The following is a 25,758-nucleotide window of genomic DNA, read 5'->3' as shown; positions in this document are numbered from 1 at the left end:
ACACGACTGGCGCAGGTGGGTCGACCACCAGGGAGTGACGTCGGGAGCATCGACCGCCTGGGTGCTCCTCCACCCGAGCAGGAGTGCAGTCCATGAGTGACCACCGGATCCCGATCAGGCGAGCCCTCGTCTCCGTCTACGACAAGACTGGCCTCGAGGACCTCGTCAGGGGGCTGCACGAGGCCGGCGTCGCGCTGGTGTCGACCGGCGGCTCCGCCGCCCTCATCGAGGAGCTCGGCCTGCCGGTCACCAGGGTCGAGGACCTCACCGGCTTCCCCGAGTGCCTCGACGGCCGGGTGAAGACCCTGCACCCGAAGGTGCACGCGGGCATCCTCGCCGACCGGCGCCTCGAGACCCACGTCCAGCAGCTCGCGGACCTCGGCGTCGAGCCGTTCGAGCTGGTCGTCTCGAACCTCTACCCGTTCACCCAGACCGTCGCCTCCGGCGCCGGCCCGGACGAGTGCGTCGAGCAGATCGACATCGGCGGCCCGTCGATGGTCCGCGCCGCCGCCAAGAACCACCCGTCGGTCGCGATCGTCACGTCGCCCGAGCGCTACGCCGACGTGCTGGCGGCCACCCTGGCCGGTGGGTTCACGCTGGCCGAGCGCCAGCGGCTCGCCGCGGAGGCGTTCGTGCACACGGCGTCGTACGACGTGGCCGTCGCCACGTGGATGAGCAACGTGCTCACCGACACCACCGACGGGTCCGGCGCGCCCGCGTGGATGGGCGGGACCTGGGAGCGGCAGGCCGTGCTGCGCTACGGCGAGAACCCGCACCAGGCCGCCGTCCTCTACACCAACGACGTCGGCGCGGGGCTGGCGCAGGCGACCCAGCTGCACGGCAAGGAGATGTCCTACAACAACTACGTCGACGCCGACGCGGCGCGACGAGCGGCGTACGACTTCGACGAGCCGGCCGTCGCGATCATCAAGCACGCCAACCCGTGCGGCATCGCCGTCGGCTCCGACGCGGCCGACGCGTACGCCAAGGCGGCGGCGTGCGACCCGACGTCCGCCTTCGGTGGCGTCATCGCGGTGAACCGACCGGTGTCGGTGGCCATGGCCGAGGCGATGCGCGAGACCTTCACCGAGGCGATCGTGGCACCGGCGTACGACGACGGCGCCGTCGAGGTCCTCCAGTCCCTGCCGCGGGGCGGCAAGAACATCCGGGTCCTCGAGTGCGTGCCGGCCGTGCGCGGTGGCGTGGAGCTGCGGCCGGTCTCCGGCGGGCTGCTCGCCCAGGAGCGCGACGCGGTGGACGCCCCCGGAGACGACCCCGCGACCTGGACCCTCGCCACCGGCGAGGCGGCGTCGCCCGAGCTGCTCGCCGACCTCGCGTTCGCGTGGAAGGCCTGCCGAGCGGTCAAGTCCAACGCGATCCTGCTCGCCCGCGACGGCGCCTCGGTCGGCGTCGGCATGGGGCAGGTCAACCGGGTCGACTCGTGCCGGCTCGCCGTCCAGCGGGCGGGAGAGCGGGCCGCCGGCTCGGTGGCCGCCTCCGACGCGTTCTTCCCGTTCGAGGACGGCCCGCAGATCCTCATCGACGCCGGTGTGGCCGCGATCGTGCAGCCAGGCGGGTCGGTGCGCGACGAGCTCACCATCGAGGCCGCGAAGGCGGCCGGCGTGACGATGTACTTCACCGGCACCAGACATTTCTACCACTGAGCCGCGGCGGGGCCGCGGGTCTCGATGCATCGCCTCGTTCCTCGGCGGCACTCGACCACCGAGGGGTGCGCGGCGCTCGACCACCGAGGGGTGCGCGGCGCCTGACCACCGAGTGGTGCGCGGCGCTCGACCACCGAGGGGTGCGCGGCACTCGACCACCGACGCGTGAGTGAAAGGATGAGCACGAGACTGCACAGAAGCTCGACGGCACCACCACCCTGCGGGTGATCAAGGCCGAGCTGACCGAACGCGTGGCCAGGCTGCGCGAGCGGGGCGTCGTCCCCGGGCTGGGCACCGTGCTGGTCGGCGACGACCCCGGGTCGCACTGGTACGTCGGCGCCAAGCACAAGGACTGCGCCGAGATCGGCATCGAGTCGATCCGCGTCGACCTGCCGGCCACCGCCACCCAGGCCGAGGTGGAGGCCGTGATCGACACCCTCAACGCCGACCCGGCCTGCACGGGCTTCCTCGTCCAGCAGCCCACCGGCCTCGACGAGTTCGCCCTGCTGTCGCGGGTCGACCCGGACAAGGACGTCGACGGGCTGCACCCGGTCAGCCTCGGCAAGCTCGTGCTCGGCGAGCAGGGCTCGCTGCCGTGCACGCCGGTCGGCGTCATCGAGCTGCTGCGCCGGCACGGAGTCGAGATCGCCGGGGCCGAGGTCGTCGTCGTCGGACGTGGCCTGACCGTCGGCCGGCCACTGGGGCTGCTGCTCACCCGCCGGTCCGAGAACGCCACCGTCACGCTCTGCCACACCGGCACCGTCGACCTCGCCGCGCACGTGCGGCACGCCGACATCGTCGTGGCCGCCGCCGGGGTGCCCGGCATCATCACCGCCGACATGGTCAAGCCCGGCGCGGCGGTCCTCGACGTGGGAGTCTCGCGCGTCGACGGCAAGGTCACCGGCGACGTGCACGCGGGCGTGTGGGACGTGGCCGGCTGGGTCTCGCCCAACCCCAAGGGCGTCGGTCCGATGACCCGCGCGATGCTGCTGACCAACATCGTCGAGATCGCCGAGAAGTCCGTCCGGGCCTGACATGACGGAGCCGGATCATCTCGAGCCACCCGAGTCGGTGGAACCCGTCTCGGCCGAGCCGGTCGATCCCGACGAGCCGCGCCGCTACCCCTCGACCATCGGGGGAGCGTTCTACGTGCTGGTGCTGGCGGTCGTCGTCGTCTCGCTCGTGCTGGTGGTGGCCCTCGACGAGTGGCGCACCGGCATCCGGCTGATGGGCGGCTCGCTCGTCTTCGCGGCCGGCGTACGCCTGCTGCTGAGGTCGCGCGACGCCGGCATGCTCGCCGTACGCCACAAGGCGCTCGACGCGGTGATCCTCCTCCTGCTCGGCGGATCGCTGATCTTCCTCGCGGGCTCGATCCCGGACCAGCCGGGGTTCTGACCCGACAACGCACGAGCGGTGCGTGAGGCAGGTCTCCGGTGTCCGGAACCTGCGTCACGCACCGCTCGGTGTGTGGCGTGGCGTGGATCAGATCAGGCCGAGCTCCGTGACCGCGGCGCGCTCCTCGGCGAGCTCGGCGGTGGAGGCGTCGATCCGGGCGCGGGAGAACTCGTCGATCTCGAGGCCCTCGACGATCGACCAGTCGCCACCGGAGGTGGTCACCGGGAACGACGAGATGAGGCCCTCGGGGACGCCGTACTCGCCGCTGGAGACGACGGCCATGGAGACCCAGTCGTCCGGCGCCGAGCCGGACAGCCAGTCGCGAGCGGCGTCGATGGTCGCCGACGCGGCCGAGGCGGCCGAGGACGAGCCACGGGCCTCGATGATCGCGGCGCCGCGCTTGGCGACGGTCGGGATGAAGTCGTTCTCCAGCCAGGCCTGGTCGCCGACGAGCTCGGCGGCGTTCTGGCCCTTGACCTCGGCGTGGAAGAGGTCGGGGTACTGCGTCGCGGAGTGGTTGCCCCAGATCGTCATCTTCTTGATGTCGGTGACGCGCGCGCCGGTCTTGGCCGCGAGCTGCGAGATCGCGCGGTTGTGGTCGAGGCGGGTCAGCGCGGAGAAGCGCTCGCGCGGGATGTCGGGGGCGTTGCTCATCGCGATGAGGGCGTTGGTGTTGGCCGGGTTGCCGGTCACCCCGATGCGTACGTCGTCGGCCGCGACCGCGTTGAGGGCCTTGCCCTGGGCGGTGAAGATCGCGCCGTTGGCCGACAGCAGGTCGCCGCGCTCCATGCCGGGGCCGCGCGGGCGGGCGCCGACGAGCAGGGCGAGGTTGACGCCGTCGAAGATCTTCTCGGCGTCGGAGCCGATCTGGACTCCGGCGAGCTGCGGGAACGCGCAGTCGTCGAGCTCCATGACGACGCCCTCGAGCGCCTTGAGGGCGGGCTCGATCTCGAGCAGTCGCAGCTCGATCGGGCGGTCCGCGGCCAGCGCACCGCTGGCGAGGCGGAAGAGCAGGCTGTAGCCGATCTGGCCGGCGGCGCCGGTGACGGCGACCTTGAGAGGTTCAGCGGAGGTCACGGTGGGTTTCTCCTCGTGAGGTGAGCGCGAGCGTGGTGTCCTGCTGACGCTAGCAGCGCCTCCGGTGCTGCTCGTGGCGGGCTGGTGTGCGGCTGGCATGCTGGCGCCCATGCCCCCCGCCGTACGACGACGCCGCGCGGCCGCGCGGCTCGGTGGAATGCTCCTCCTCGGCGGGCTCTCGGCGTGTGCCGGACTCGGCCAGCCCGCGCCGTACGACTCCCCGGGGATCAACGGCCTGGAGATCCCGACCCCGTCGCCGGCCCCGGGCGACTTCGTCGACACGGTCGACAACCCGTGGCTCGCGCTGGAGCCGGGCGCGGCGTGGCACTACGACGTGACCGAGGGCGGTCGGACGCTGGGCACCATCGACGCCGAGGTCCTCGACACGACGAGCGACGTCGCCGGACTGACCGCCACCGCCGTCCGGACGGTCACCGACCTCGACGGGGACGACCGGGACGTGGAGGAGACGCGGTTCTACGCCCAGGACGACGACGGCAACGTCTGGCTGGTGGGCCTGGACCAGCTCCCCGGGATCAGCTGGCGTGCGGGCGAGGGCAACGCGCAGGCGGGACTGGCGATGCCCGCCGAGCCGCGCCTGGGCGACGGGTGGCTGACCTATCGCCTGGCCGACCTGCGGGAGGCGAGCACGACCGTCGAGGACCAGTCGCGCGAGATGGTGCAGACGCGCGACGAGGCCGACACCTCGACGCGCAACGTCTACGAGTCGGGGGTCGGCCTGGTCAGCGTCGAGGACCTCGACGCGGGCTGGCAGGCCGTGCTCGACGACTAGTCGGGCCGGCGCACCTGGGTGCGGCCGTCGTCGTCGCCCTCCGGGTTGCCCCAGTGCCCGGGCTCGCCGGGCTGCACGCCCTGCTGGCCGGGCTGCTGGGCCGGCGGGGCGCCCCACTGGCCGGGCTGCTGCTGGCCGGGCTGCTGCTGGCCGGGGTGGGGGGTCGGCTGCTGGGGCTGGCCCCACTGGCCGGGCTGGCCCTGCGGTGCGCCGTACGCCGGGTCGGGCTGCTGCTGCGGCTGCTGGGACGGGGTGGGCTGGCCCCACTGCTGCTGCGGGGGAGCGCCCCACGCGGCGCCGGGCTGGCCCCAGCCACCCTGCTGGCCCTGGTTCCACTGGGCCTCGTAGCTGCCGGGCACGAACTGGTTGCCCTTGCGCCCGCCGCCGAAGTTGAGGCCGGACCCCGCGACCGGCTCGGCACCCTGGCCGAACAGGACGGGGTAGGTGAGACCGGCGATGGCCGCGCCGACGAGCGGGGCGACGACGAACAGCCAGAGCTGGACGATGGCGTCGGTGCCGGCGAAGACGCCCACGCCGATGGAGCGGGCCGGGTTGACCGAGGTGCCCGTCAGGGGGATGGCGACGAAGTGGATCATCGACAGCGCGAGGCCGATCGCCAGCGGGCCGAGCGCCACGTTGACCTCGTTGCGCTCGTCGGTGACCGCGAGGATCACCCACAAGAAGACGGCGGTGAGGATGATCTCGAGCAGCAGGGCGGCCCACCACGCGAAGCCGGAGCCCTGGTCGCCGAAGAAGTTCTGCCCCATGTTGCCCTCGGCGCTGAAGCCCTCGAAGCCGTGGCCGAGGCCGAAGAGGACGGCGCCGGCGAGCAGTCCGCCGAGGAGCTGGGCGGCCATGTAGAGGCCGGCCTGGTTCCACGGGAGGCGGCCACCGAGGACGGCCCCGAGCGTGACAGCCGGGTTGAAGTGGCCGCCGGAGATCCGACCGACGGCGTAGGCCATGACGACGACGGTGAGGCCGAAGGTCAGCCCGGTCGCGACGAGGTCGCCGCCGCTGTAGACGGCCGCCCCGCAGCCGAAGAAGACCAGGACGAAGGTGCCCAGCGTCTCGGCCGTGAACTTCTGGCCGGTGGTCGGTGTGTCGATGGTGTCGCTCATGGTGAGCAGTCCTCCCAGTCGTGGTGGCCGTACCCCGCGTAGGCCGGTCGGAAGCCTAGCCGCGTCGCTGGCGGGGGTGCGAGGGTAGGCGAGTCGCACCCCCACGCCACGTCAGGTATCTTGACGTCAAGAGTTATCGCCGGACCGACCACCCAGGAGCTGTCGTACCCATGGCCAAGATCATCTACACCCACACCGACGAGGCGCCGCTGCTCGCGACGTACTCGTTCCTCCCGATCATCGCCGCCTACGCGAAGACCGCCGGTGTCGAGGTCGAGACCCGTGACATCTCCCTGGCCGCGCGCGTGCTCGCGCAGTTCCCCGACCGGCTCACGGCCGAGCAGCGCGTCGACGACGCCCTGGCCGAGCTGGGCGAGCTGGCCACCAAGCCCGAGGCCAACATCATCAAGCTCCCCAACATCTCCGCCTCGATCTCGCAGCTCAAGGCGGCGATCGCCGAGCTGCAGTCGCAGGGCTACGACCTGCCGCCCTACCCCGAGAACCCGCAGACCGACGAGGAGCGCGAGACCCGCGCCCGCTACGACAAGGTCAAGGGCTCCGCGGTCAACCCGGTCCTGCGCGAGGGCAACTCCGACCGCCGCGCGCCCGCCTCGGTGAAGAACTACGCCAGGTCGCACCCGCACTCGATGGGCGCCTGGAGCAGCGACTCGAAGACGGCGGTGGCGACCATGGGCCACGACGACTTCTTCAGCAACGAGCAGTCGGTCGTCCTCGACGCCGAAGACACCCTCTCGATCGTGCACGTGGGCGTCGGCGGCGAGGAGACGGTGCTCAAGGAGGGGCTGAAGGTCCTCGCCGGCGAGGTCGTCGACGGCACCTTCATGAGCGCCGCGGCGCTCGACGAGTTCCTCGAGGCCCAGGTCGCCAGGGCCAAGGCCGACGGGGTCCTGTTCTCCGCCCACCTCAAGGCCACCATGATGAAGGTCTCCGACCCGATCATCTTCGGCCACGTCGTGCGCGCCTACTTCGCCGACGTCTTCGCGGAGTACGGCGAGGAGCTGGCCGCCGCGGGCCTGTCGGCCAACGACGGCCTGGGCGCCATTCTGTCCGGCCTCGACGCCCTCGACAACGGGGCCGCGATCAAGGCCGCCTTCGAGGCCGGCCTGGCCGCGGGCCCCGCGCTCGCGATGGTCGACTCCGACAAGGGCATCACCAACCTGCACGTCCCGTCCGACGTCATCATCGACGCGTCCATGCCGGCGATGATCCGCACCTCGGGCCAGATGTGGAACGCCGACGGCCAGCAGCAGGACACCCTCGCGGTGATCCCCGACTCGTCGTACGCCGGCGTCTACCAGGCCGCGATCGACGACTGCCGCACGCACGGCGCGCTCGACCCCGCCACCATGGGCTCGGTCCCCAACGTGGGACTGATGGCCAAGGCGGCCGAGGAGTACGGCTCGCACGACAAGACCTTCGAGATCCCCGCCTCCGGCACCGTCGAGGTCCGCAACGCGGCCGGTGACGTGCTGATGTCCCACGCCGTCGAGGCCGGCGACATCTGGCGCGCGTGCCAGACGAAGGACGCGCCGATCCGCGACTGGATCAAGCTCGCCGTCACCCGCGCCCGCGCCAGCGGCACCCCGGCGATCTTCTGGCTCGACGAGCGGCGCGCCCACGACGCCAACCTGATCGCCAAGATCGAGGCCTACCTCCCGGAGCACGACACCGAGGGCCTGACCCTCGAGATCATGCCCCCCGCCGAGGCGACGACGTACTCGCTGGAGCGGATCCGCAAGGGTGAGGACACCATCTCGGTGACCGGCAACGTGCTGCGCGACTACAACACCGACCTCTTCCCGATCCTCGAGCTCGGCACCAGCGCCAAGATGCTCTCGATCGTCCCGCTGATGAACGGCGGCGGCCTGTTCGAGACCGGCGCCGGCGGCTCGGCGCCCAAGCACGTGCAGCAGCTGGTCAAGGAGGACTACCTCCGCTGGGACAGCCTGGGCGAGTTCTTCGCGCTGGCCGCGTCGCTCGAGCACCTCGCGTCGTACGACGACAACCAGCGCGCCGAGCTGCTGGGTGACAGCCTCGACCGGGCCACCGAGACGTTCCTCAACGAGGACCGCTCGCCCGGCCGCAGGCTCGGCACCATCGACAACCGCGGCTCGCACTTCTACCTCGCGCTCTACTGGGCGGAGGAGCTGGCCAAGCAGACCGACGACGCCGACCTGGCCGCCGCGTTCGCCGCGCTGGCCACCACGCTGCGCGAGAACGAGCAGAAGATCGTCGACGAGCTGCTGGCCGTCCAGGGCAAGCCGGCCGACATCGGCGGCTACTTCCGCCCCGACCCGGCGAAGGCCGAGGCGGTCATGCGCCCGTCGGAGACCTTCAACGAGGCCATCGCCACCATCGGCTGACCGCGACCCGCGTCACATCCAGGACCCCCGGGGAATACCTCCTCGGGGGTCCTGTCTTGCAGGAGGTGATGACCACGACCACCGCCGCCACCGATCGTCCCGGGCATCCTCCGTCGGAGGACCTCGACGTCCCCTCGGTGACCGCCCGACACTTCGGCCTCGCCGTGGTCGCGCTGGCCATGGGTGGCTTCGCGATCGGCACCACCGAGTTCGTCACGATGGGCCTGCTCCCGCAGATCTCCGCGGGCGTGGACGTCTCCATCCCGACCGGCGGCCACGTGATCTCGGCGTACGCCGTCGGGGTCGTGGTCGGTGCCCCGCTCCTGGCCTTCCTCGGCGCCCGCCTGCCCCGGCGCGCGCTGCTGATCGCGCTGATGGCGGCGTTCACCGTCGGCAACGGCGTCAGCGCCCTCGCGACGTCGTACGAGCAGCTGATGCTCGCGCGGTTCGCGGCCGGCCTGCCGCACGGCGCCTACTTCGGCGTCGCCTCCCTCGTCGCGGCGAGCATGGCCCGCCCCTCCCGCAAGGGACGCGCGGTCTCACAGGTGATGCTCGGGCTGTCGGTCGCCAATGTGCTCGGGGTTCCGGCGGCGACGCTGCTGGGCCAGGAGCTCGGCTGGCGCTCGGCCTTCTGGGCCGCCGCCGGGCTGAGCGTGTTGACGCTGGCGCTCGTGACCTGGTTCGTCCCGTCCGTCGCGGGCGATGCCGCGGCCAGCGGCCGTCGCGAGCTCGCCGCCTTCAAGGTGCCGCAGGTCTGGCTGACGCTGCTCGCCGGTGCCGTCGGCTTCGGCGGCATGTTCGCCGTCTACTCCTACATCGCGCCGGTCGTCACCGACGTGTCCGGGCTGGGGGAGCGGGCCGTCCCGATCTTCCTGCTGTCCTTCGGCCTCGGCATGGTGGCGGGCACCTTCCTGGCCGGGATCATGGCCGACTGGTCGATCTTCCGCTCCCTGATCATCGGCGGCGTCGGGATGGCCGCCACGATGCTGGCCTTCTGGGTCGCCGCCCCGCACGGCTGGGCCGCCCTGCCGGTCGTCTTCCTCATCACCACGCTGGGGTCGGTGCTCGTCGTCAACCTCCAGCTGCGGCTGATGGACGTCGCCGGCGACGCCCAGACCCTGGGCGCCGCGATGAACCACGCCTCGCTCAACATCGCCAACGCGCTGGGCGCCTGGCTGGGCGGCCTGGTCATCGCCGCCGGCTGGGGCCTGCGCGCCCCGGCCCTCGTGGGCCTCGCGCTGTCGCTCGCCGGCGTCGCGATCCTGCTCGTCTCGGCACGGATGCACGTGCGAGACGGCGCCGTCACCTCCGGCTGATTTTCCTGGAGTTAACACAGCCGGAACTCCTGCTTAAACTGACTTTGGAACGATCCAAGTCACGGGGGCGGACGAGCCGCCCGAAGGATCCGGAGGTGGGGACATGGAAGACGAGACGATCTACGACGAGATGGAGCGTCGCCGCGAGCTGGCCGACCGCAACGTGCACGACGTCGTCAACCTCTTCGAGCGCCGCCAGGACATCCGCGGGATCTACCCGATGGCCGACCTGGTCGCGGACAACGTCGGCTGGGTCGTCTGAGGCGCGCCTGAGGCGCGTCCGAGGCGCGTCCGAGGCGCGTCCGAGGTGGCAGGCCGTCACCGCAGACCCGGCAGCGGCTGCCCGAACCAGCTGGTGCCGCCGTCCGTGGAGCACGAGAGCTGGTCGTAGCGGCCCCGCTCGCTGACCGCGCACACGGTGCCCGCGAGCTCGAAGACGCTCGCGTCGAACGACGAGAGCTGCACGGGGAGGGCGTCGCCGTCGGTGTCGATGCGAATCACGTGGTGCGACGCGGTGGCCAGGAAGGCCAGCCCGTCGGCGGTGACGGCCATCGACGACGGGTCGCGCACCCGGTCGCCACCGTCGGTGTCGAGGCCCCGGACCCAGGTCCACGTGCGGCCGGCGTCGTGGGACACCTGCACCTCGAGGACCGGGATCGATCCGTCGGGAGCGTCGCCGAGGAGTGCGACGGCGACGTGGTCACCGTGCCCGGCGACCATCACGCTGCTGACCGGCTCGCTGGTGTGCGACGGCAGCGCGCTGTCCCAGGTCCGGCCGTCGTCGGTTGCCGCGACGAGGACGCCGCCGCCGGCACCCGTGGCCGCCACCATCCGGCCGTCCGGCGTGACGTAGGCACTGACGGCCTCGCGCCCCGACGGCGTCGGGATCCCGATGACCTTGGTGCCCCGCAGCAGCCGGGGGCCGTCGCTGGTGTCGACGACAGTGTCACCCGCCATCACGTCCGTGGCGCGCGAGTCGATGACGTAGACCGGATCCCGCCCGCCGGCCGGGTTCAGCATGCTGATCCCGCGGGTGTCCTCGTAGAGCCACCCACCGGGCACGGGCGAGATCCGTGGCAGCGACGCCCCGAGGGTCGACCCGACGACCTGGTCGCCGTCGCGGATGACCACGGCGAACGTGCAGGGCTCCACGTCGCACCCGCGCCACAGGGCCGCCACGCCGCCGGAGCCCGAGACGGCCCACAGGTCGAGCCGCTTGTTCTCGAGGATCACCCGGACGCTGCCGGGCAGCCGGGGGTCCACCTCGGACGTGCCGTCCCAGGGCGTGGTCGGCGCGGGCGGGGCCGGGTCGGGGGACTCGTCCCCGGGGCCGCTGACGGCGAAGGCCAGCCCGGCGACCACGACCGCGGCCGCGACGCCCGACGCGAGCGACGTACGACGGCGCCGCCGGTGGCCGCGGGCCCGCTCGAGCACGACGTCGAAGCCGGGCTGCTCCGCCCGCTCCGAGATCTCGCGGTGGAAGTCGGTCGGCAGGCTCATCGGGGGCTCCTCTGGGTGTCGGGCTCGGCGAGCAGCACGGCCAGGGCCGCGCGTCCCCGGGCGAGCCGTGCCTTGACCGTGCCGACAGGCGCCCCGACGGTCTCGGCGACCTCGTGGACCGGCAGGTCGGCGAGGTGGTGCAGCGCGATCGCCTCGCGCTGGGCCGCCGGCAGCTGCCGCAGCGCCGCCAGCAGGGCGAGGCGGTCGTCGGGCAGGTCGTCGTACGACCCCACCCGCGGGTCGGGGGCGACGCGGTGGCTGACGTCGCGGAAGTACCGGCTGCGTCGCCAGCGGGTGCGGGTGACGTTGACCGCGACGGTGCGCAGCCAGGCCTCGGGGTTGTCCGCGGCGAGGAAGGAGCGCGACGAGTTCACCGCCCGCGCGAAGGCCTCCATGACCGCGTCCTCGGCCTCCTCGGGGTCGCCGGTCACGCCGGTGAGCTGTCCGACGAGGCGGCGGTAGGACGTGGCATAGACCTCCTGCACGCGGTCCACCGCACTCGTCCGGGGCATGGCCCACCCTCCCGCTCATCGGCTCTCATGAGGACGACTCGTGGGAGGGCGGGCCGGTTGCATCCGCGCGGGAAGCGGCTAGAGCAGCCAGCAGTTGCTGAGCTGCGGCAGCCCGGCGAACCGTCCGGAACCTACTGGTGAGTCACTTAGCCGGCTCTGTGACGGCGGTCACATGCGGTGGCGCCTCGAGCGCGTGGAGCAGCGAGGTCACGATGCGCACCCAGAGCACGAGGCCGACCACGGTCGCGACGGCGGTGGTCCCGTGGAGGAGCGGGAGGAGGGCCACGGCGTCCGCGTCGGGCACGCCCGACCACGGAATCACCCGCGACGTGATCTGACTGGCGACCAGCGCCAGGACCCACGTCGTCCACCAGAACCCCAGGTGGAGCCGTTGCTCCTGGTCGCCCCACGCGTCCCGCCAGGCGTTGCGGACGAGGTCGCGCACCACCTGGTAGGGGAACCACAGCCCGACCACCGGCACCACCCAGCCGAGCCACGTCCACACGGGCCCGCGCCGGTGGGGGAAGTCGGGGGCAAGCGCCACGGCCCGAGCACGGGCGCGCTGGAGGAAGAGGCTCGTCACGATCCACAGCGGCAGCAGCACGACGTAGCCGATGCCCACCACGTCGTAGGCCGTGAAGACCGTGGCCACGTCGGCGCCCTCGCGGGCGGCCGCGCCGTAGCTCTCGGCGGCGCCGAACGAGGCCAGGAAGAGCAGCACCTCCACGAGTGTGTAGACGGCCGCCAGCACGAGCGCGGTCACCGCGAGGCCCGTCGGGACCCCTGGCGCGGCGGCGGGTGGCACCGCCCCGAAGGCGTACGGCTGGGGTGCAGGCTCGCTCATGTGCTGGATCCCCCGATCGGTGCGACGACGGCTCGTCGCTCGGCGGGACACTACCTCGCGGCGGGCCGGTCAGCGGCGGATCAGGTGTAGACCATGCCCATCGCCGCGCGGACCTCGTCGAGGGTGGTCTCGGCGACCTCGTTGGCGCGCTCGTTGCCGCGTCGCAGCACGTCCTGGAGGTAGCCCGGGTCGGCCTCGAGCTCCGTACGCCGTGCGCGCAGCGGCGCGAGCTGGGTGTTGATCGCGTCGGTGAGACGTCGCTTGAGCGCCCCGCCCCCGCCGTCGCCGATCTCCTCGGCGACGACCGCGGGCTCGACGCCCTCGCACAGGCCGATGAGGGTGAGCAGGTTGGCGACCTCGGGGCGGTGGTCGGGGTCGTAGGTGATGACCCGGTCGCTGTCGGTCTTGGCGGCCTTGAGCTTCTTGGCCGTCTCGTCCGCGGTCATCCGCAGCTCGACGACGTTGCCCTTGGACTTGCTCATCTTGGTGCCGTCGGTGCCCAGGATCAGCGGGGCCTCCGAGAGCAGCGCGCCCGGCTCGGGGAAGACGGGGGCGTAGCGGTCGTTGAAGCGGCGCGCCACGACCCGCGTCTGCTCGAGGTGGGGGAGCTGGTCGCGGCCCACCGGGACCACGTTGGCCTTGCAGAACAAGATGTCGGCGGCCTGGTGGACGGGGTAGGTCAGCAGCAGCCCGCCGATCGAGGTGATGCCCGCCGACCTGGCCTCGTCCTTGACCGTGGGGTTGCGCTGGAGCTCGGCGACGCTGACCAGGCTCAGGAACGGCAGCATCAGCTGGTTGAGGGCCGGCACCGAGGAGTGGGTGAAGATCGTCGCCTTCTCCGGGTCGAGGCCGGCCGCGATGTTGTCGAGCAGCAGGTTGCGCACGTTGCCGGCGATGTCGCCGGCCACCTCGCGGTCGGTGATCACCTGGTAGTCGGCGATCAGCTGCCAGATCTCCGCGCCGCTGTCCTGGAGCCGGAGGCGGTTGCGGATCGACCCGAAGTAGTGGCCGATGTGCAGCGCTCCGGTCGGACGGTCCCCGGTCAGCATGCGCAGCGAGGCCGGATCGTCGACCATCTGCTGCTCGATGGCGTCGCTGCGGGACTGGGCGGCGCGGAAGGTGTCACTCACGACGGCCGATCCTCTCACGCGGCTGCCCGGCGCCGCGAAGGGGTTCTGTAGGGTCCGTGGGGTGCCGACCATCGGAGTAGCCATCGCGATCCCGGAGCCCTGGGCCACCGAGCTCCAGGACTACCGCACCTCCGTCGGCGACACCACTGCGGCGCACATCCCGACCCACATCACGCTCATCCCGCCGGCCGAGGTCGACGACGCCGAGCTCGACGCCGTGACCGAGCACCTGGCGGGTGCGGCGGCGGCCGTGGAGCCCTTCGACATCCACCTGCGCGGCACCGGCACGTTCCGCCCGATATCGCCGGTCGTCTTCGTCACCCTGGCCGAAGGGATCTCGGCGTGCGAGGTGCTCGCCGACGCCGTACGGCAGGGTCCGCTCGCGGTCGAGCTCGACTACCCCTACCACCCCCACGTGACGATCGCCCACCACCTCGACGACCAGGCGCTCGACCGGGCCTTCGACGAGCTGTCCGCCTTCGACTGCCGCTTCGCCGTGGACGCCTTCTCCCTCTACGTCCACGACCAGCGCAACGGCTGGCAGCCCACCCACCAGTACGCCCTCGGCTGAGATGTCCCTCGTCTCGGCAGCCAAGGAGCGCATCGCGCGCCTGCGCGAGCGACGCCCGTTCGTCGACCACCTCGTGCGGATGGTGGAGCACTACGGGAAGGTCAAGGGCAGCGCCCTCGCCGGCGCGGTGACCTACTTCGCGTTCCTCTCGTTCTTCCCGATCCTGGCGCTCTCCTTCGCGATCTTCGGTCAGGTCGCCAAGGTCTACCCCGCCGCGCAGGACACGCTGGTTGACGCTGCGAACTCGATGCTGCCTGGGCTCGTCGGACCTCCGAACGGCGTCGCGCTGGAGACGCTCCAGGCGGCCGCTCCCGGCATCTTCAGCGTCGGCATCCTGCTGACCCTCTACTCCGGCCTCGGCTGGCTCTCGGGCATGCGCCAGGCCCTGGTCGCCGTCTTCGAGGAGCCGCCGCGCGAGCAGCCCAGCTTCGTGATGGGCAAGGTGCGCGACATCCTCGCGCTGCTGACGCTCGGCTCGGTGCTCGTCGTCAGCGTCGCGGTCTCCGGGGTGACGACCAAGCTGCTGGGGCCGATCCTCGAACTCCTCGAGCTGGGTCCGGTGGCGGGCTGGTTCCTCGGCGCGCTCGCCATCGTGCTGGGGCTGGGGGCCAACGCGGTGCTCTTCTTCGCCTTCTTCCGGCTGCTGGCCGCCCCCGAGGTGCCCACCCGCTCGCTCTGGTCGGGAGCCCTCCTCGGCGCCGTCGCCTTCGAGCTGCTCAAGCAGCTCTCCACCTACCTGCTCAAGTCCACCGCCGACTCCGACGCCTTCCAGGCCTTCGGCATCGCGCTGATCCTCGTGGTGTGGATCAACTACTTCTCCCGCGTCGTCGTGTACGCCGCCTCCTGGGCGCACACCTCGCCCGAAGCCCGCGCCGCGCGCGCGGCGCGGATGGTGGCCGAGCAGACCGTCGAGGGCCCGCGGATCGACCTCGCGGCGGCAGCGGGCGTCGTACGCGCGTCCGGGTCGGCGGGCTCGGCTCCCACGTCGGCCGCGTCGGCCTTTGCGGCGGGTGCTGCCGCGATGCTCGGCCTCGTCGCCCTGGTGCGCCGCCGCCGGCCCTAGGTCCCCGGTCGGGCGGTGCTGGAGCCACATTCCGGTTGCTCCAGAGGGTGGCTGGATCACCGCTGCTGACGTGGCCGTGATGAGCCGCCAGCCGTCCACAGGCCGGATCGATCGGCTCCCGTCCACAGGTGGTTCCGGAGCGCGGTGCCGCTGCCGACGGCTGTGGCGGAATCGGGAGATGTTCAGCCTTCCCGACGGATTCCTCGGCGGCCCGTTCGACCGCACCGCAGCGCTCGACGCCGGCATCCCCGCGCGGGTCGTCGAGGGCAGCCGGTTCCGCAGGCTGCACAAAGGGGTCTACTGCCACCGCGACCACACACGATGACGTGCGAGGACCGGGTAGCCGCTGCTCGTCTTGCCCTTCCCGCCTCGGCCCGCACGACCGGCGCCACGCGACTGCAGGAGCTCGGGGTCGACGTCGGCGGCCCGCGATCGCCGCTGCACTTCGTGGTCCAGGGAGACCTGCACCTGACGCTCGACGGGGTCTTCCTGCATCGGACTGTGAAGATGCCGTCGAGCGACGACGACGGCACCAGCGCGGAGGCCGCGTTCATCGCCCACTGCGCGGAGTCGCGGACCATCGATGCCATCAAGGTCGGCTGCATGCTGCTGCACCTGGAGCTCCTCGACCCGGGCACGCTCGAGCTCGTCCTGTCCGAGGAGAAGGGGCGCCGCGGCGTGCCGGAGACGACGTACGTGCTGCCCTTCCTCGACGGCCGACCTCGTTCGCTGCCGGAGGCGGAGCTGCTGGCGTACGTCGTGTGCGCCGGCGTCCCGATCCCCGAGGTCAACCAGACGATCGAGCTCGCACCCGGGCTCGAGGTCGCCCCGGACCAGTGGTACGAGCCGTACGGCGTGGCTGTCGAGTACGAAGGCAGCCAGCACCAGGAGGACCGCGGTCAGTACAACGCGGACATCGATCGGTACGCCGCCTATCGCCGACACGAGGTGACCTACGAGCTGATCACCAAGGAGCGGATGCGCTCACCGAAGGCGACGGTCCGGCGGGTGCACGCGGCCCTGGTGCGTCGCGGGTACGACGGGCCGCCGCCCGACTTCGGGGGACTCTGGGCGACCCTGTTCCTGCCACTGTCCGATGTCGTACGTCCCCGTCGCGCCGCCTGACCCCCACCGGTGGGCGGTGGTGGAGCCACCTTCTCGCGCTCAGGAATGTGGGTGGACCACCGCTGCGGGGCGCGTCTGTCGAGACACGCCCCGCAGCGGTGATGGAGCCACACTTCGCAGCCACGAAATGTGGCTGGATCACCGCCCGGGGGCGGACCGCGGGACGATCAGTGGCCGTGCTTGAGCGCGGTGCGCAGGTCCTTGTTGAGCTGGGAGATCACGTCGAGCGGGATCTCCTTGGGGCAGGCGGCGGTGCAGGCACCGATGTTGGTGCAACCACCGAAGCCCTCGTGGTCGTGCTGGGCGACCATGTTGACCACGCGGCTGTCGCGCTCCGGCTGGCCCTGCGGGAGCTCGCCGAGGTGAGTGATCTTGGCACCCATGAAGAGCGAGGCGGAGCCGTTGGGGCACGCCGCGACGCAGGCGCCGCAACCGATGCAGGTGGCGACGTTGAAGGCGCGCATGGCGTCGTCACGCGGCACCGGCACCGAGTGGGCCTCGGGAGCCGAGCCGGTGTTGACCGAGATGAAGCCACCCTGCTGGATGATCCGGTCGAAGGCGCTGCGGTCGACCACGAGGTCCTTGAGCACCGGGAAGGCGTCGGAGCGCCACGGCTCGATGGTGATGGTCTCGCCGTCGCTGAACGAGCGCATGTGGAGCTGGCAGGTCGTGGTGACCTCCGGCCCGTGCGCGTCGCCGTTGATCATCAGACCGCAGGCGCCGCAGATGCCCTCGCGACAGTCGGAGTCGAAGGCGATCGGCTCCTCGCCCTTGTCGTTGAGCTGCTCGTTGAGCACGTCGAGCATCTCGAGGAAGGACATGTCCGGCGACACGTCCGAGACCTGGTAGGTGTGCATGGCACCCGCCGTCTCGGTGTCGGGCTGGCGCCAGATCTTCAGGGTCAGGTTCATTACTTGTAGCTCCGCTGCTTCATCTCGATGGCGGTGTAGACGAGTTCTTCCTTGTGCAGGACGGGGGCGGTGTCGTCGCCGGCCCACTCCCACGCGGCGACGTAGGCGTACTCCTCGTCGTGGCGCAGCGCCTCCCCGTCCTCGGTCTGCGACTCGACACGGAAGTGGCCGCCACAGGACTCGCGCCGGTTGAGGGCGTCGATGCACATCAGCTCGCCGAGCTCGAAGAAGTCGGCCACGCGGCCGGCCTTCTCGAGCGACTGGTTGAGGGTCTCGGCGCTGCCGAGGACCTTCACGTTGCGGTAGAAGTCGTCCCGGAGCGAGCGGATCAGGTCGATCGCCTTCTTCAGGCCGGTCTCGCTCCGCTCCATGCCGCAGTACTCCCACATGATGTTGCCGAGCTCGCGGTGGTAGGAGTCGACGCTGCGGGTGCCGTTGACCGACAGGAAGTGGTCGATGCGGCTCGTGACCGACTCGCGGGCCTCGACGACGGCCGGGTGGTCCTCGGGGATCTCCTCGAACGGACCGTCCGCGAGGTAGTCGCGGATGGTGTGCGGGAGGACGAAGTAGCCGTCGGCCAGGCCCTGCATCAGCGCCGAGGCGCCGAGGCGGTTGGCGCCGTGGTCGGAGAAGTTGGCCTCACCCGTCACGAACAGGCCGGGGATGGTCGACTGCAGGTCGTAGTCGACCCACAGGCCGCCCATGACGTAGTGCACGGCGGGGTAGATCCGCATCGGGACCTCGTAGGGGTTCTCGCCCGTGATCCGCTCGTACATGTCGAGGAGGTTGTCGTACTTCTCCTCCACGCCGTCGCGGCCCAGGCGCTCGATCGCCGCGGCGAAGTCGAGGTAGACGCCCCGGCGTACGCCGTCGACCTTGGGGCCGACGCCGCGGCCCTCGTCGCACATGTACTTCGCGGCGCGCGAGGCGATGTCGCGGGGGACCAGGTTGCCGAACGAGGGGTAGATCCGCTCCAGGAAGTAGTCGCGGTCCTCCTCCGGGATGTCGCGCGGGTCCTTCTCGCAGTCGGCCTGGTTCTTGGGCACCCAGATCCGGCCGTCGTTGCGGAGCGACTCCGACATCAGCGTCAGCTTGGACTGGTGCTCGCCGGACACGGGGATGCAGGTCGGGTGGATCTGCGTGAAGCACGGGTTGGCCATGTAGGCGCCCTTGCGGTGCGCGCGCCACGCGGCGGTGACGTTGCAGCCCATCGCGTTGGTGGAGAGGTAGAAGACGTTGCCGTAGCCGCCCGAGGCGAGGACGACGACGTCGGCGAGGTGGGTCTCGACCGCGCCGGTGACCATGTCGCGGGCGATGATGCCGCGCGCCTTGCCGTCGACCACGACGAGCTCGAGCATCTCGTGGCGCGTGTACGTCGTCACGGTGCCGGCGGCGACCTGGCGCTCGAGGGCCTGGTAGGCGCCGATCAGCAGCTGCTGGCCGGTCTGGCCGCGGGCGTAGAAGGTGCGCGAGACCTGGACGCCACCGAACGAGCGGTTGTCGAGCAGGCCGCCGTACTCGCGGGCGAACGGGACGCCCTGCGCGACGCACTGGTCGATGATGTTGGCGCTGACCTCGGCCAGCCGGTAGACGTTGGACTCGCGCGAGCGGTAGTCGCCGCCCTTGACGGTGTCGTAGAAGAGACGGTGGACCGAGTCGCCGTCCTCCTTGTAGTTCTTCGCGGCGTTGATGCCGCCCTGCGCGGCGATCGAGTGCGCGCGGCGCGGGGAGTCCTGGTAGCAGAAGGACTTCACCCGGTAGCCGGCCTCGCCGAGCGTCGCCGCGGCGGAGGCTCCGGCTAGACCGGTGCCGACGATGATGATCGACAGCTTGCGGCGGTTGGCCGGGTTGACCAGTCGCGCCTCGAACTTGCGCGTCTGCCAGCGCTCCTCGATCGGGACGTCGGGCGCCTTGGTGTCGGCGATCGGCGCGCCCGGCGTGTAGTAGCCGGCCGCGTCGTCGTAGTCGCCGTCGAGGAAACCGGAGACCGACGCCTCCGCCGCGGTGATGGTGTCGGGCATGTCCATGTCGTGGCTCACGAAGGTGATCCCTTACTTGGTGATGATGCCGGCGAGGACGCCGAGGGGGACGAGGGAGAAGCCGACCGAGACGATCAGCGCGATGACGAAGCCGATCGCCTTGGCCCGCTGGCGCTTGGCCGCGGTGCCGGTCCAGCCGAGCGTCTGGGCGGCGCTCCAGATCCCGTGGTGCAGGTGCGCACCCAGGGCGAGCATCGCCACGATGTAGATCAGGGTCAGCCACCAGACGTCGAACGTGTCGACGAGCAGGTTGTAGGGGTCGTTGGTCGCCCCGCCCTGCACGTTGACCTTGCCGATCGTGAAGTTGAGGAGGTGCCAGACCAGGAACAGCAAGATGGTCACCCCGCCCCAGCGCATCATCAGGCTGGCGCGGGTGGCGCCGGTGTGCTTCTTCATGACGTACTTGGTCGTCCGGGCGCGAGCGGCCCGGCGCCACAGCACGACGGCGCAGTAGACGTGCACGACGAGCGCTGCGATTAGGCCGACTCGGAGGATCCAGAGGAGCCCCGAGTGGGGGAGCATCGGCACGCCGATCTCGCGCAGGTGCTCGGCGTACTCGTTGAAGGCGTCGTGACCGCCGAACGCCTTGAGGTTGCCGTACATGTGCGCGAGCACGAAGCCCAGGAAGATGATCCCGCTCAGCGCCATGCCGAGCTTGAGCGCGATGGTGGTGCGCGAGGCCCGCGCGCCCTTCACGAGGGTCGGGGGAGTGAGTTGGGTTGCCACCCATTCACCGTATCGCCCCGCTCGCGCAACCGACGCGCCGAGGCCGTGTGACGTTTTGCTGGGCGCGTTGTCTTCCGCTTGCGTGTGACACACGACATAGTCGCCTGTGTTCCCCGGACGCCATTTCCGGACCTCGTGGAGGATGCATGGCATCGACCGATCAGGGCGTGACCAGTCCGACACGGGCGCGCATCGACGCCCGCACCCTGCGCCAGGATCGATGGTGGCTGGCTCCGCTGACCACGTTCATCGTCTTCTCGGGGTTCGTCGTCTTCGCCACCGTGCGTGCCTTCATGGGGCGCGACTACTACGCCGAGCCCTACCTCTCGCCGTTCTACTCACCCTGCCTGGGCGACTGCGTCGAGGGCGCGTCCGACTTCGGCCAGCCCTTCGGCTGGTTCCCGCTCTCGGCCGCGCTGATCATCCTGATCTTCCCGCTGGGCTTCCGGATGACCTGCTACTACTACCGCAAGGCCTACTACCGCGCCTTCTGGCTGTCCCCGCCGGCGTGCGGCGTCGCCGAGCCGCACCGGGCCTACTCCGGTGAGACGCGGCTGCCGCTGATCCTGCAGAACGTGCACCGCTACTTCTGGTACGCCGCGGTGCTGGTGGGCCTGGTGCTCACCTTCGACGTGTTCCTGGCCTTCCGCCCGATGCCGGCCGAGTACGCCGTCGGCGACGGCGAGACCAGCGGCATCCACATGGGGCTGGGCACCGTGCTGATGCTCGCCAACGTCGTCCTCATCTGGCTCTACACGCTCTCGTGCCACTCGTGCCGCCACGTCGTCGGCGGCCGGCTGCGCCACTTCAGCAAGCACCCGGTGCGCTACCGGCTGTGGACCTGGGTGTCGAGGCTCAACACCAGCCACGGCAGGTGGGCGTGGTACTCGCTCTTCTCGGTCGCCCTCGTCGACTTCTACATCTTCCTGCTCGCCACGGGCACGATCCAGGACCTGAGGTTCTTTTGAACACCCAGACAAGCGGACCCGCGGAGGGCCGCCACCCGATGACCGGCAACGCGCTGTCCGGCGACGCCCACGGCGGCATGGAGCGGCACTCCTACGACGTCGTGGTCGTCGGCGCGGGCGGGGCCGGGCTGCGCGCGGCGATCGCGGCGCACGACGCGGGCGCCCGTACGGCGATCGTGTGCAAGTCGCTGCTCGGCAAGGCCCACACCGTCATGGCCGAGGGCGGCATCGCTGCGGCGATGGGCAACCGCTGGCCGGAGGACAACTGGGAGGTCCACTTCAGGGACACCATGCGCGGCGGCAAGATGCTCAACAACTGGCGGATGGCGCAGCTGCACGCGCAGGAGGCGCCCGAGCGAGTGCAGGAGCTCGAGGACTGGGGCGCGCTCTTCGACCGCACCGAGGACGGGCTGATCTCCCAGCGCGACTTCGGCGGCCACAAGTACGCCCGGCTCGCCCACGTGGGCGACCGCACCGGCCTGGAGATGATCCGCACGCTCCAGCAGCGCGCGGTCGCGCTCGGCATCGACGTCTTCATGGAGTGCACCGTCACCGACCTCTTCAAGGAAGACGGGAAGATCGCGGGCGCCTTCGCCTACTGGCGCGAGTCCGGACGCTTCATCGTGTTCGACGCGCCGAGCGTCATCCTCGCGACCGGCGGCATCGGCAAGTCCTTCAAGGTGACGTCGAACTCGTGGGAGTACACCGGTGACGGCCATGCCCTGGCGATGCGGGCCGGCGCGAGCCTCATCAACATGGAGTTCGTGCAGTTCCACCCGACGGGCATGGTCTGGCCCCCCTCGGTGAAGGGGCTGCTGGTCACCGAGTCCGTGCGCGGCGACGGCGGCATCCTGAAGAACTCCGAGGGCAAGCGCTTCATGTTCGACTACATCCCGGAGTTCTTCAGGTCGGAGACGGCGGACACGGTCGAGGAGGCCGACGCCTGGTACGACGACAAGAAGAACAACCGGCGTCCACCCGAGCTGCTGCCCCGCGACGAGGTGGCCCGGGCGATCAACGCGGAGATCAAGGCCGGACGGGGCACGCCGCACGGCGGCGTCTACCTCGACATCGCGTCACGTCGTAGTCCTGAGTTCATCCGCAAGCGGCTGCCCTCGATGTACCACCAGTTCAAGGAGCTGGCCGACGTCGACATCACCGCGGAGCCGATGGAGATCGGCCCGACGTGCCACTACGTGATGGGTGGCGTCGAGGTCGACGCCGACACCCAGGAGAGCGCGGTGACCGGCTTGTACGCCGTCGGCGAGTGCTCCGGCGGCATGCACGGCTCCAATCGGCTGGGCGGCAACTCGCTCGGGGACCTGCTGGTCTTCGGGAAGCGGGCGGGCGAGCACGCCTCGTCGTACGCCGCCCCGCTCGGCCCGCGGCCGCAGGTGGACGAGGCGGACGTGAAGGCGGCGCAGCAGAGCGCGCTGGCGCCGTTCGAGGTCGAGGGCGGCGAGAACCCCTACACGATCCAGTCCGACCTGCAGCAGTCGATGAACGACCTGGTGGGCATCATCCGCACCCGCACCGAGCTCGAGGAGTCGCTCCGCGAGATCGAGGCGTTCAAGGTGCGTGCACAGACGATGGTCGTCGAGGGGCACCGGCAGTACAACCCGGGCTGGCACCTCGCCCTCGACCTGCGCAACATGCTCATCGTCAGCGAGTGCATCGCCAGGGCGGCGCTCGCCCGCGAGGAGTCGCGCGGCGGCCACACGCGCGACGACTTCCCCGGACCCGACGCCGAGTGGGGCACCAAGAACCTCGTGGTCACCCTCAACGCCGAGGGCACCGGGGTGGACCTGCACGAGAAGCCGTTGCCCGAGATGCCCGACGAGCTGAAGGGGTACTTCGCATGAGCGAGCGGAGCGAGCGAGTCATCCAACACAGTGCGCCACGTGCCTCATGCGCGCACGGAGCGAAGCGAGTACGCGCATGAGCTACACGTTGAAGCTGCGGATCTGGCGAGGGGACAAGGACGGCGGCGAGGTCAAGGACTTCCCGGTGGAGGTCTCCGAGGGCGAGGTCGTGCTCGACGCGATCCACCGCGTCCAGGCGACCCAGGCCGGCGACCTCGCCGTGCGCTGGAACTGCAAGGCCGGCAAGTGCGGGTCGTGCAGCGCCGAGGTCAACGGCCGGCCGCGGCTGATGTGCATGTGCCGGCTCTCCGACTTCGAGGAGGACGAGACGATCACGGTGACGCCGATGCGCACCTTCCCGGTCATCCGCGACCTCGTGACCGACGTGTCCTTCAACTACGAGAAGGCCAAGCAGGTGCCGTCGGCCCAGCTCGGTCCGCGCGACGCCGACGGCAAGCGGCGGATGGCGCAGATCGACGTGGAGCGCGGCCAGGAGTTCCGCAAGTGCATCGAGTGCTTCCTGTGCCAGGACGTGTGCCACGTCGTGCGCGACCACGAGGACAACAAGGAGTTCTTCGCCGGACCGCGCTTCTTCCTCCGCTACGCCGAGCTCGACATGCACCCGCTCGACACCCACGACCGGCGCGAGCTGGCCCAGGGTGCGGCCGGCCTCGGGATGTGCAACATCACCAAGTGCTGCACCGAGGTCTGTCCCGAGGGCATCAAGATCACCGACAACGCGATCATCCCGATGAAGGAGCGCGTCGTGGACAAGAAGTACGACCCGCTCGTGTGGCTGGGCAACAAGATCGGGCTGCGCACCAAGGACAACGAAGGCCGCACCGAGGTCTGAGACGTATCCCATAGGGCCGCGCAGTGCCCGTGGCGTGACGCTCGTCCTATCCTGCGACTCATGACCGACCGCGAGGGCGCCCCCGATGGTGTCGCAGAGGGTGGACTGGCCGAGCCCGAGGAGCTGCAGCCCGAGGAGGGCTCGCTGCGCCTCGTGGGCGACGACGACACCTACGACGTCGCCGCGTGGGAGGCGGCCACCGCGGCGGTGCTGCGCAAGGCCCGTCGTCTCGGCGACGACGCCCCGGACTCCGACGTCTGGGCGGCGCTGACGCGCACCACGCTGGACGGGATCGACGTCGCGCCGATCGGCCAGCAGTCCGACCTCGAGGGCCTCGTCACCGCCGGGCGGCCGGTGCGCGCCGGTGCCTGGGACGTGCGCACGTCCGTGGTCGGCGACGACGCGAAGGCGGTCAACGACGACGCCCTGGTCGACCTCGACAACGGCGCCACCTCCCTGCACCTCGACGTGGAGCACGGCACCGACCTGGCCGTCGCGCTGCAGGGCGTGCTGCTGGACCTCGCCCCGGTCACGCTCGAACGCCCGAGCACGGAGCAGTCCGAGGCCCTCGCGCAGCTGCTCGAGGACACCGCCGCCGAGCCGCACCCCGGCAACAACCTCTCCGCCGACCCCGCCACCGCGCTGATGTTCGGCGAGCGGGTCGACGACGACGGCCGCACGGTCGCCGACGGCTTCGTCGGCACCGTCCGCCGCGCGCAGTCGCTCGGCGTGCTGGGCGCGGTCGTCGACGGCACCGCGCTCCACGACCGCGGCGCCAGCGACGCGCAGGAGCTCGGCTGGACGATGGCCGTCGGGGTGCACTACCTCCGCCTCCTCGCCGAGGCCGGCTTCTCGGTCGAGGAGGCGGCGCGGCTCGTCGAGTTCCGCTACGCCGCGACCGACGAGCAGTTCCCCACGATCGCCAAGCTCCGCGCGGCCCGCCGCCTCTGGGCGCGGGTGCTCGAGGCCAGCGGTGTCGCGGTCGACGTCCCGCAGCGCCAGCACGTGATCACCAGCCGCGCGATGATGGGCCGGGTCGACCCCTGGGTCAACATGCTGCGCGGCACGGTCGCGGCCTTCGCCGCCGGCGTGGGCGGGGCCGACGCGATCACGGTCGTGCCCTTCGACGAGCGGCTCGGCCGCCCCGACGCGCTCGGTCGCCGCATCGCGCGCAACACCTCCTCGCTGCTGATCGAGGAGTCCCACGTCGCGACCGTGACCGACCCGGCCGGCGGCTCGTACGCCGTCGAGAAGCTCACCGACGACCTCGCCGTCGCCGGCTGGGCCGAGCTCGGCCGGATCGAGGCCGACGGGGGGTTCGGCGAGCAGGCCGCCGCGGGCGTCAAGGCGCGCGTGCGCGAGGTCCGGGACGCGCGCGCGGCGGGGATCGCCGACCGCTCGCGCCCGCTGACCGGGATCTCGGAGTTCCCCCACCTCGCCGAGGTGCTGCCCGAGCGGGAGCCGTGGAGCAGGACCGGGGTGCACTACGGCTCGGCCTTCGAGGACCTCCGGGCCCAGCCCGCGACCCGGCCCGTCTTCCTGGCCACCATGGGCCCGGTCGCCGCGCACACCGCGCGGGCCACCTTCGCCACCAACCTGTTCGCCGCCGGCGGCGTCGCCGTCGAGGCGGCCGGCGCCACCGACGGGGTCGAGGCGGTCACGTCGGCCTACGCCGGCCAGCCGGTCGTCTGCCTGGCCGGCACCGATGCGGCGTACGCCGAGTGGGGCGCCGACCTGGTCACCGCGCTCCGTGCGGCAGGAGCGTCGTACGTCGTGCTGGCGGGCAAGCCAGGGGAGCGGACCGTGACCGACGTCGACGACTCGTGTGCCATGGGGGTGGACGCCCTGGCCTTCCTGGCCCGGACCCGAGAGGAGCTCTCGAAGTGAGCATCCCGAAGAACTTCGCC

23 protein-coding genes and 1 pseudogene are annotated in these 25,758 nt (G+C 71.2%); 15 read left to right on the top strand and 9 right to left on the bottom strand.

What is annotated here, in order from left to right; all coding sequences use genetic code 11:
• The first annotated feature begins 92 nt into the window (after positions 1–92).
• The 3 genes and pseudogenes from purH (at position 93) to JWN97_RS02700 (ending at position 3,059) form a co-directional block, all read left to right on the top strand.
• Positions 93–1,664 (top strand): bifunctional phosphoribosylaminoimidazolecarboxamide formyltransferase/IMP cyclohydrolase, encoded by a 1,572-nt coding sequence (gene purH, locus JWN97_RS02710; RefSeq protein WP_297617822.1) that lies wholly within the window; start codon positions 93–95, stop codon positions 1,662–1,664.
• A gap of 188 nt (positions 1,665–1,852) precedes the next feature.
• Positions 1,853–2,698: pseudogene (locus JWN97_RS02705) on the top strand (bifunctional methylenetetrahydrofolate dehydrogenase/methenyltetrahydrofolate cyclohydrolase); the annotation flags it as partial.
• Between the two features lies 1 nt (position 2,699).
• Positions 2,700–3,059, top strand: coding sequence for a DUF3017 domain-containing protein (locus tag JWN97_RS02700; protein WP_297617819.1), 360 nt, complete (start codon positions 2,700–2,702; stop codon positions 3,057–3,059).
• An 87-nt stretch (positions 3,060–3,146) separates the two neighbouring features.
• On the opposite strand, the gene JWN97_RS02695 is transcribed toward JWN97_RS02700, so the two are convergent.
• Positions 3,147–4,136, bottom strand: a complete 990-nt coding sequence (locus tag JWN97_RS02695; protein ID WP_297617817.1) for a malate dehydrogenase — start codon at positions 4,134–4,136, stop codon at positions 3,147–3,149.
• Positions 4,137–4,245: 109 nt separating this feature from the next.
• Between JWN97_RS02695 and JWN97_RS02690 the strand changes: the two genes are divergently transcribed.
• The gene (locus JWN97_RS02690) at positions 4,246–4,929 is read left to right on the top strand and encodes a hypothetical protein (protein ID WP_297617814.1); all 684 of its coding nucleotides are present in this window, start codon (positions 4,246–4,248) and stop codon (positions 4,927–4,929) included.
• On the opposite strand, the gene JWN97_RS02685 is transcribed toward JWN97_RS02690, so the two are convergent.
• Positions 4,926–6,047, bottom strand: a complete 1,122-nt coding sequence (locus JWN97_RS02685) for an MIP family channel protein (RefSeq protein ID WP_297617811.1) — start codon at positions 6,045–6,047, stop codon at positions 4,926–4,928. The genes JWN97_RS02690 and JWN97_RS02685 overlap by 4 nt on opposite strands.
• 170 nt (positions 6,048–6,217) lie before the next feature.
• Here JWN97_RS02685 and JWN97_RS02680 point away from each other — a divergent pair, with 170 nt between their 5' ends.
• From JWN97_RS02680 to JWN97_RS02670, 3 genes are all read left to right on the top strand, one after another.
• Complete coding sequence (locus JWN97_RS02680) at positions 6,218–8,431, top strand: NADP-dependent isocitrate dehydrogenase (RefSeq protein WP_297617808.1); 2,214 nt, start codon at positions 6,218–6,220, stop codon at positions 8,429–8,431.
• A 68-nt stretch (positions 8,432–8,499) separates the two neighbouring features.
• The gene (locus JWN97_RS02675) at positions 8,500–9,747 is read left to right on the top strand and encodes an MFS transporter (protein WP_297617805.1); all 1,248 of its coding nucleotides are present in this window, start codon (positions 8,500–8,502) and stop codon (positions 9,745–9,747) included.
• Between the two features lie 103 nt (positions 9,748–9,850).
• Complete coding sequence (locus tag JWN97_RS02670; RefSeq protein ID WP_297617800.1) at positions 9,851–10,009, top strand: hypothetical protein; 159 nt, start codon at positions 9,851–9,853, stop codon at positions 10,007–10,009.
• Between the two features lie 56 nt (positions 10,010–10,065).
• Here the strand turns inward: JWN97_RS02670 and JWN97_RS02665 are convergent, their stop codons facing one another.
• The 4 genes from JWN97_RS02665 to trpS form a co-directional block, all read right to left on the bottom strand.
• Positions 10,066–11,247 carry a hypothetical protein gene (locus JWN97_RS02665; RefSeq protein WP_297617797.1) on the bottom strand — a complete coding sequence of 394 codons (1,182 nt, stop codon included), beginning with the start codon at positions 11,245–11,247 and terminating at the stop codon, positions 10,066–10,068.
• Positions 11,244–11,759: a sigma-70 family RNA polymerase sigma factor gene (locus tag JWN97_RS02660; RefSeq protein ID WP_297617794.1), complete on the bottom strand. Its 516-nt coding sequence runs from the start codon at positions 11,757–11,759 to the stop codon at positions 11,244–11,246. Before JWN97_RS02660 ends, JWN97_RS02665 begins: the two co-directional genes overlap by 4 nt.
• Positions 11,760–11,901: 142 nt before the next feature.
• The gene (locus JWN97_RS02655; protein ID WP_297617791.1) at positions 11,902–12,603 is read right to left on the bottom strand and encodes a DUF4328 domain-containing protein; all 702 of its coding nucleotides are present in this window, start codon (positions 12,601–12,603) and stop codon (positions 11,902–11,904) included.
• An 80-nt stretch (positions 12,604–12,683) separates the two neighbouring features.
• Complete coding sequence (gene trpS, locus JWN97_RS02650; RefSeq protein ID WP_297617778.1) at positions 12,684–13,733, bottom strand: tryptophan--tRNA ligase; 1,050 nt, start codon at positions 13,731–13,733, stop codon at positions 12,684–12,686.
• 61 nt (positions 13,734–13,794) lie between these two features.
• On the opposite strand from trpS, the gene JWN97_RS02645 reads away from it, so the two are divergent.
• The 4 genes from JWN97_RS02645 (at position 13,795) to JWN97_RS02630 (ending at position 16,492) form a co-directional block, all read left to right on the top strand.
• On the top strand, positions 13,795–14,304 hold the full coding sequence (locus tag JWN97_RS02645; RefSeq protein WP_297617775.1) for a 2'-5' RNA ligase family protein: 510 nt from the start codon (positions 13,795–13,797) through the stop codon (positions 14,302–14,304).
• Between the two features lies 1 nt (position 14,305).
• Positions 14,306–15,367: a YhjD/YihY/BrkB family envelope integrity protein gene (locus tag JWN97_RS02640; RefSeq protein ID WP_297617772.1), complete on the top strand. Its 1,062-nt coding sequence runs from the start codon at positions 14,306–14,308 to the stop codon at positions 15,365–15,367.
• Positions 15,368–15,545: 178 nt separating this feature from the next.
• Positions 15,546–15,692, top strand: a complete 147-nt coding sequence (locus JWN97_RS02635; protein ID WP_297617769.1) for a hypothetical protein — start codon at positions 15,546–15,548, stop codon at positions 15,690–15,692.
• Positions 15,689–16,492 (top strand): hypothetical protein, encoded by an 804-nt coding sequence (locus JWN97_RS02630; protein ID WP_297617766.1) that lies wholly within the window; start codon positions 15,689–15,691, stop codon positions 16,490–16,492. Before JWN97_RS02635 ends, JWN97_RS02630 begins: the two co-directional genes overlap by 4 nt.
• Positions 16,493–16,659: 167 nt before the next feature.
• Here the strand turns inward: JWN97_RS02630 and JWN97_RS02625 are convergent, their stop codons facing one another.
• Genes JWN97_RS02625 through JWN97_RS02615 form a run of 3 tightly spaced genes read right to left on the bottom strand, consistent with a single transcriptional unit; the run spans position 16,660 to position 20,168 of the window.
• Positions 16,660–17,403 (bottom strand): succinate dehydrogenase/fumarate reductase iron-sulfur subunit, encoded by a 744-nt coding sequence (locus tag JWN97_RS02625; RefSeq protein ID WP_297617763.1) that lies wholly within the window; start codon positions 17,401–17,403, stop codon positions 16,660–16,662.
• Entirely contained in the window at positions 17,403–19,424 is a 2,022-nt protein-coding gene (locus JWN97_RS02620) for a fumarate reductase/succinate dehydrogenase flavoprotein subunit (RefSeq protein ID WP_297617828.1), read from the bottom strand. Before JWN97_RS02620 ends, JWN97_RS02625 begins: the two co-directional genes overlap by 1 nt.
• Before the next feature lie 30 nt (positions 19,425–19,454).
• A complete protein-coding gene (locus tag JWN97_RS02615) occupies positions 19,455–20,168 on the bottom strand; it encodes a succinate dehydrogenase cytochrome b subunit (protein ID WP_297617760.1) in 714 nt (237 codons plus the stop codon).
• 146 nt (positions 20,169–20,314) lie between these two features.
• Here JWN97_RS02615 and JWN97_RS02610 point away from each other — a divergent pair, with 146 nt between their 5' ends.
• From JWN97_RS02610 to JWN97_RS02595, 4 genes are all read left to right on the top strand, one after another.
• The gene (locus JWN97_RS02610) at positions 20,315–21,136 is read left to right on the top strand and encodes a hypothetical protein (protein WP_297617757.1); all 822 of its coding nucleotides are present in this window, start codon (positions 20,315–20,317) and stop codon (positions 21,134–21,136) included.
• Complete coding sequence (locus JWN97_RS02605) at positions 21,133–22,998, top strand: fumarate reductase/succinate dehydrogenase flavoprotein subunit (RefSeq protein WP_297617754.1); 1,866 nt, start codon at positions 21,133–21,135, stop codon at positions 22,996–22,998. Before JWN97_RS02610 ends, JWN97_RS02605 begins: the two co-directional genes overlap by 4 nt.
• A gap of 76 nt (positions 22,999–23,074) precedes the next feature.
• A complete protein-coding gene (locus tag JWN97_RS02600; RefSeq protein ID WP_297617751.1) occupies positions 23,075–23,851 on the top strand; it encodes a succinate dehydrogenase/fumarate reductase iron-sulfur subunit in 777 nt (258 codons plus the stop codon).
• Between the two features lie 60 nt (positions 23,852–23,911).
• The gene (locus JWN97_RS02595) at positions 23,912–25,738 is read left to right on the top strand and encodes a methylmalonyl-CoA mutase family protein (RefSeq protein ID WP_297617747.1); all 1,827 of its coding nucleotides are present in this window, start codon (positions 23,912–23,914) and stop codon (positions 25,736–25,738) included.
• The last annotated feature ends 20 nt before the right edge of the window (positions 25,739–25,758 follow it).

Origin of the sequence: Nocardioides sp. (assembly GCF_025965415.1) — a bacterium.
GTDB lineage: Bacteria > Actinomycetota > Actinomycetes > Propionibacteriales > Nocardioidaceae > Nocardioides.
Note: the sequence above shows the minus strand (reverse complement) of the source record. Positions and strands in the feature narration are given on the sequence as shown.

Bases quoted from the DNA above. Each gene is read 5' to 3' on its own strand.
- purH (WP_297617822.1), top strand. From the start codon at position 93: ATGAGTGACCACCGGATCCCGATCAGGCGAGCCCTCGTCTCCGTCTAC.
- JWN97_RS02700 (WP_297617819.1), top strand. From the start codon at position 2,700: ATGACGGAGCCGGATCATCTCGAGCCACCCGAGTCGGTGGAACCCGTC.
- JWN97_RS02690 (WP_297617814.1), top strand. From the start codon at position 4,246: ATGCCCCCCGCCGTACGACGACGCCGCGCGGCCGCGCGGCTCGGTGGA.
- JWN97_RS02685 (WP_297617811.1), bottom strand. From the start codon at position 6,047: ATGAGCGACACCATCGACACACCGACCACCGGCCAGAAGTTCACGGCC.
- JWN97_RS02680 (WP_297617808.1), top strand. From the start codon at position 6,218: ATGGCCAAGATCATCTACACCCACACCGACGAGGCGCCGCTGCTCGCG.
- JWN97_RS02675 (WP_297617805.1), top strand. From the start codon at position 8,500: ATGACCACGACCACCGCCGCCACCGATCGTCCCGGGCATCCTCCGTCG.
- JWN97_RS02670 (WP_297617800.1), top strand. From the start codon at position 9,851: ATGGAAGACGAGACGATCTACGACGAGATGGAGCGTCGCCGCGAGCTG.
- JWN97_RS02665 (WP_297617797.1), bottom strand. From the start codon at position 11,247: ATGAGCCTGCCGACCGACTTCCACCGCGAGATCTCGGAGCGGGCGGAG.
- JWN97_RS02660 (WP_297617794.1), bottom strand. From the start codon at position 11,759: ATGCCCCGGACGAGTGCGGTGGACCGCGTGCAGGAGGTCTATGCCACG.
- JWN97_RS02655 (WP_297617791.1), bottom strand. From the start codon at position 12,603: ATGAGCGAGCCTGCACCCCAGCCGTACGCCTTCGGGGCGGTGCCACCC.
- JWN97_RS02640 (WP_297617772.1), top strand. From the start codon at position 14,306: ATGTCCCTCGTCTCGGCAGCCAAGGAGCGCATCGCGCGCCTGCGCGAG.
- JWN97_RS02635 (WP_297617769.1), top strand. From the start codon at position 15,546: ATGTTCAGCCTTCCCGACGGATTCCTCGGCGGCCCGTTCGACCGCACC.
- JWN97_RS02630 (WP_297617766.1), top strand. From the start codon at position 15,689: ATGACGTGCGAGGACCGGGTAGCCGCTGCTCGTCTTGCCCTTCCCGCC.
- JWN97_RS02625 (WP_297617763.1), bottom strand. From the start codon at position 17,403: ATGAACCTGACCCTGAAGATCTGGCGCCAGCCCGACACCGAGACGGCG.
- JWN97_RS02620 (WP_297617828.1), bottom strand. From the start codon at position 19,424: ATGCCCGACACCATCACCGCGGCGGAGGCGTCGGTCTCCGGTTTCCTC.
- JWN97_RS02610 (WP_297617757.1), top strand. From the start codon at position 20,315: ATGGCATCGACCGATCAGGGCGTGACCAGTCCGACACGGGCGCGCATC.
- JWN97_RS02600 (WP_297617751.1), top strand. From the start codon at position 23,075: ATGAGCTACACGTTGAAGCTGCGGATCTGGCGAGGGGACAAGGACGGC.
- JWN97_RS02595 (WP_297617747.1), top strand. From the start codon at position 23,912: ATGACCGACCGCGAGGGCGCCCCCGATGGTGTCGCAGAGGGTGGACTG.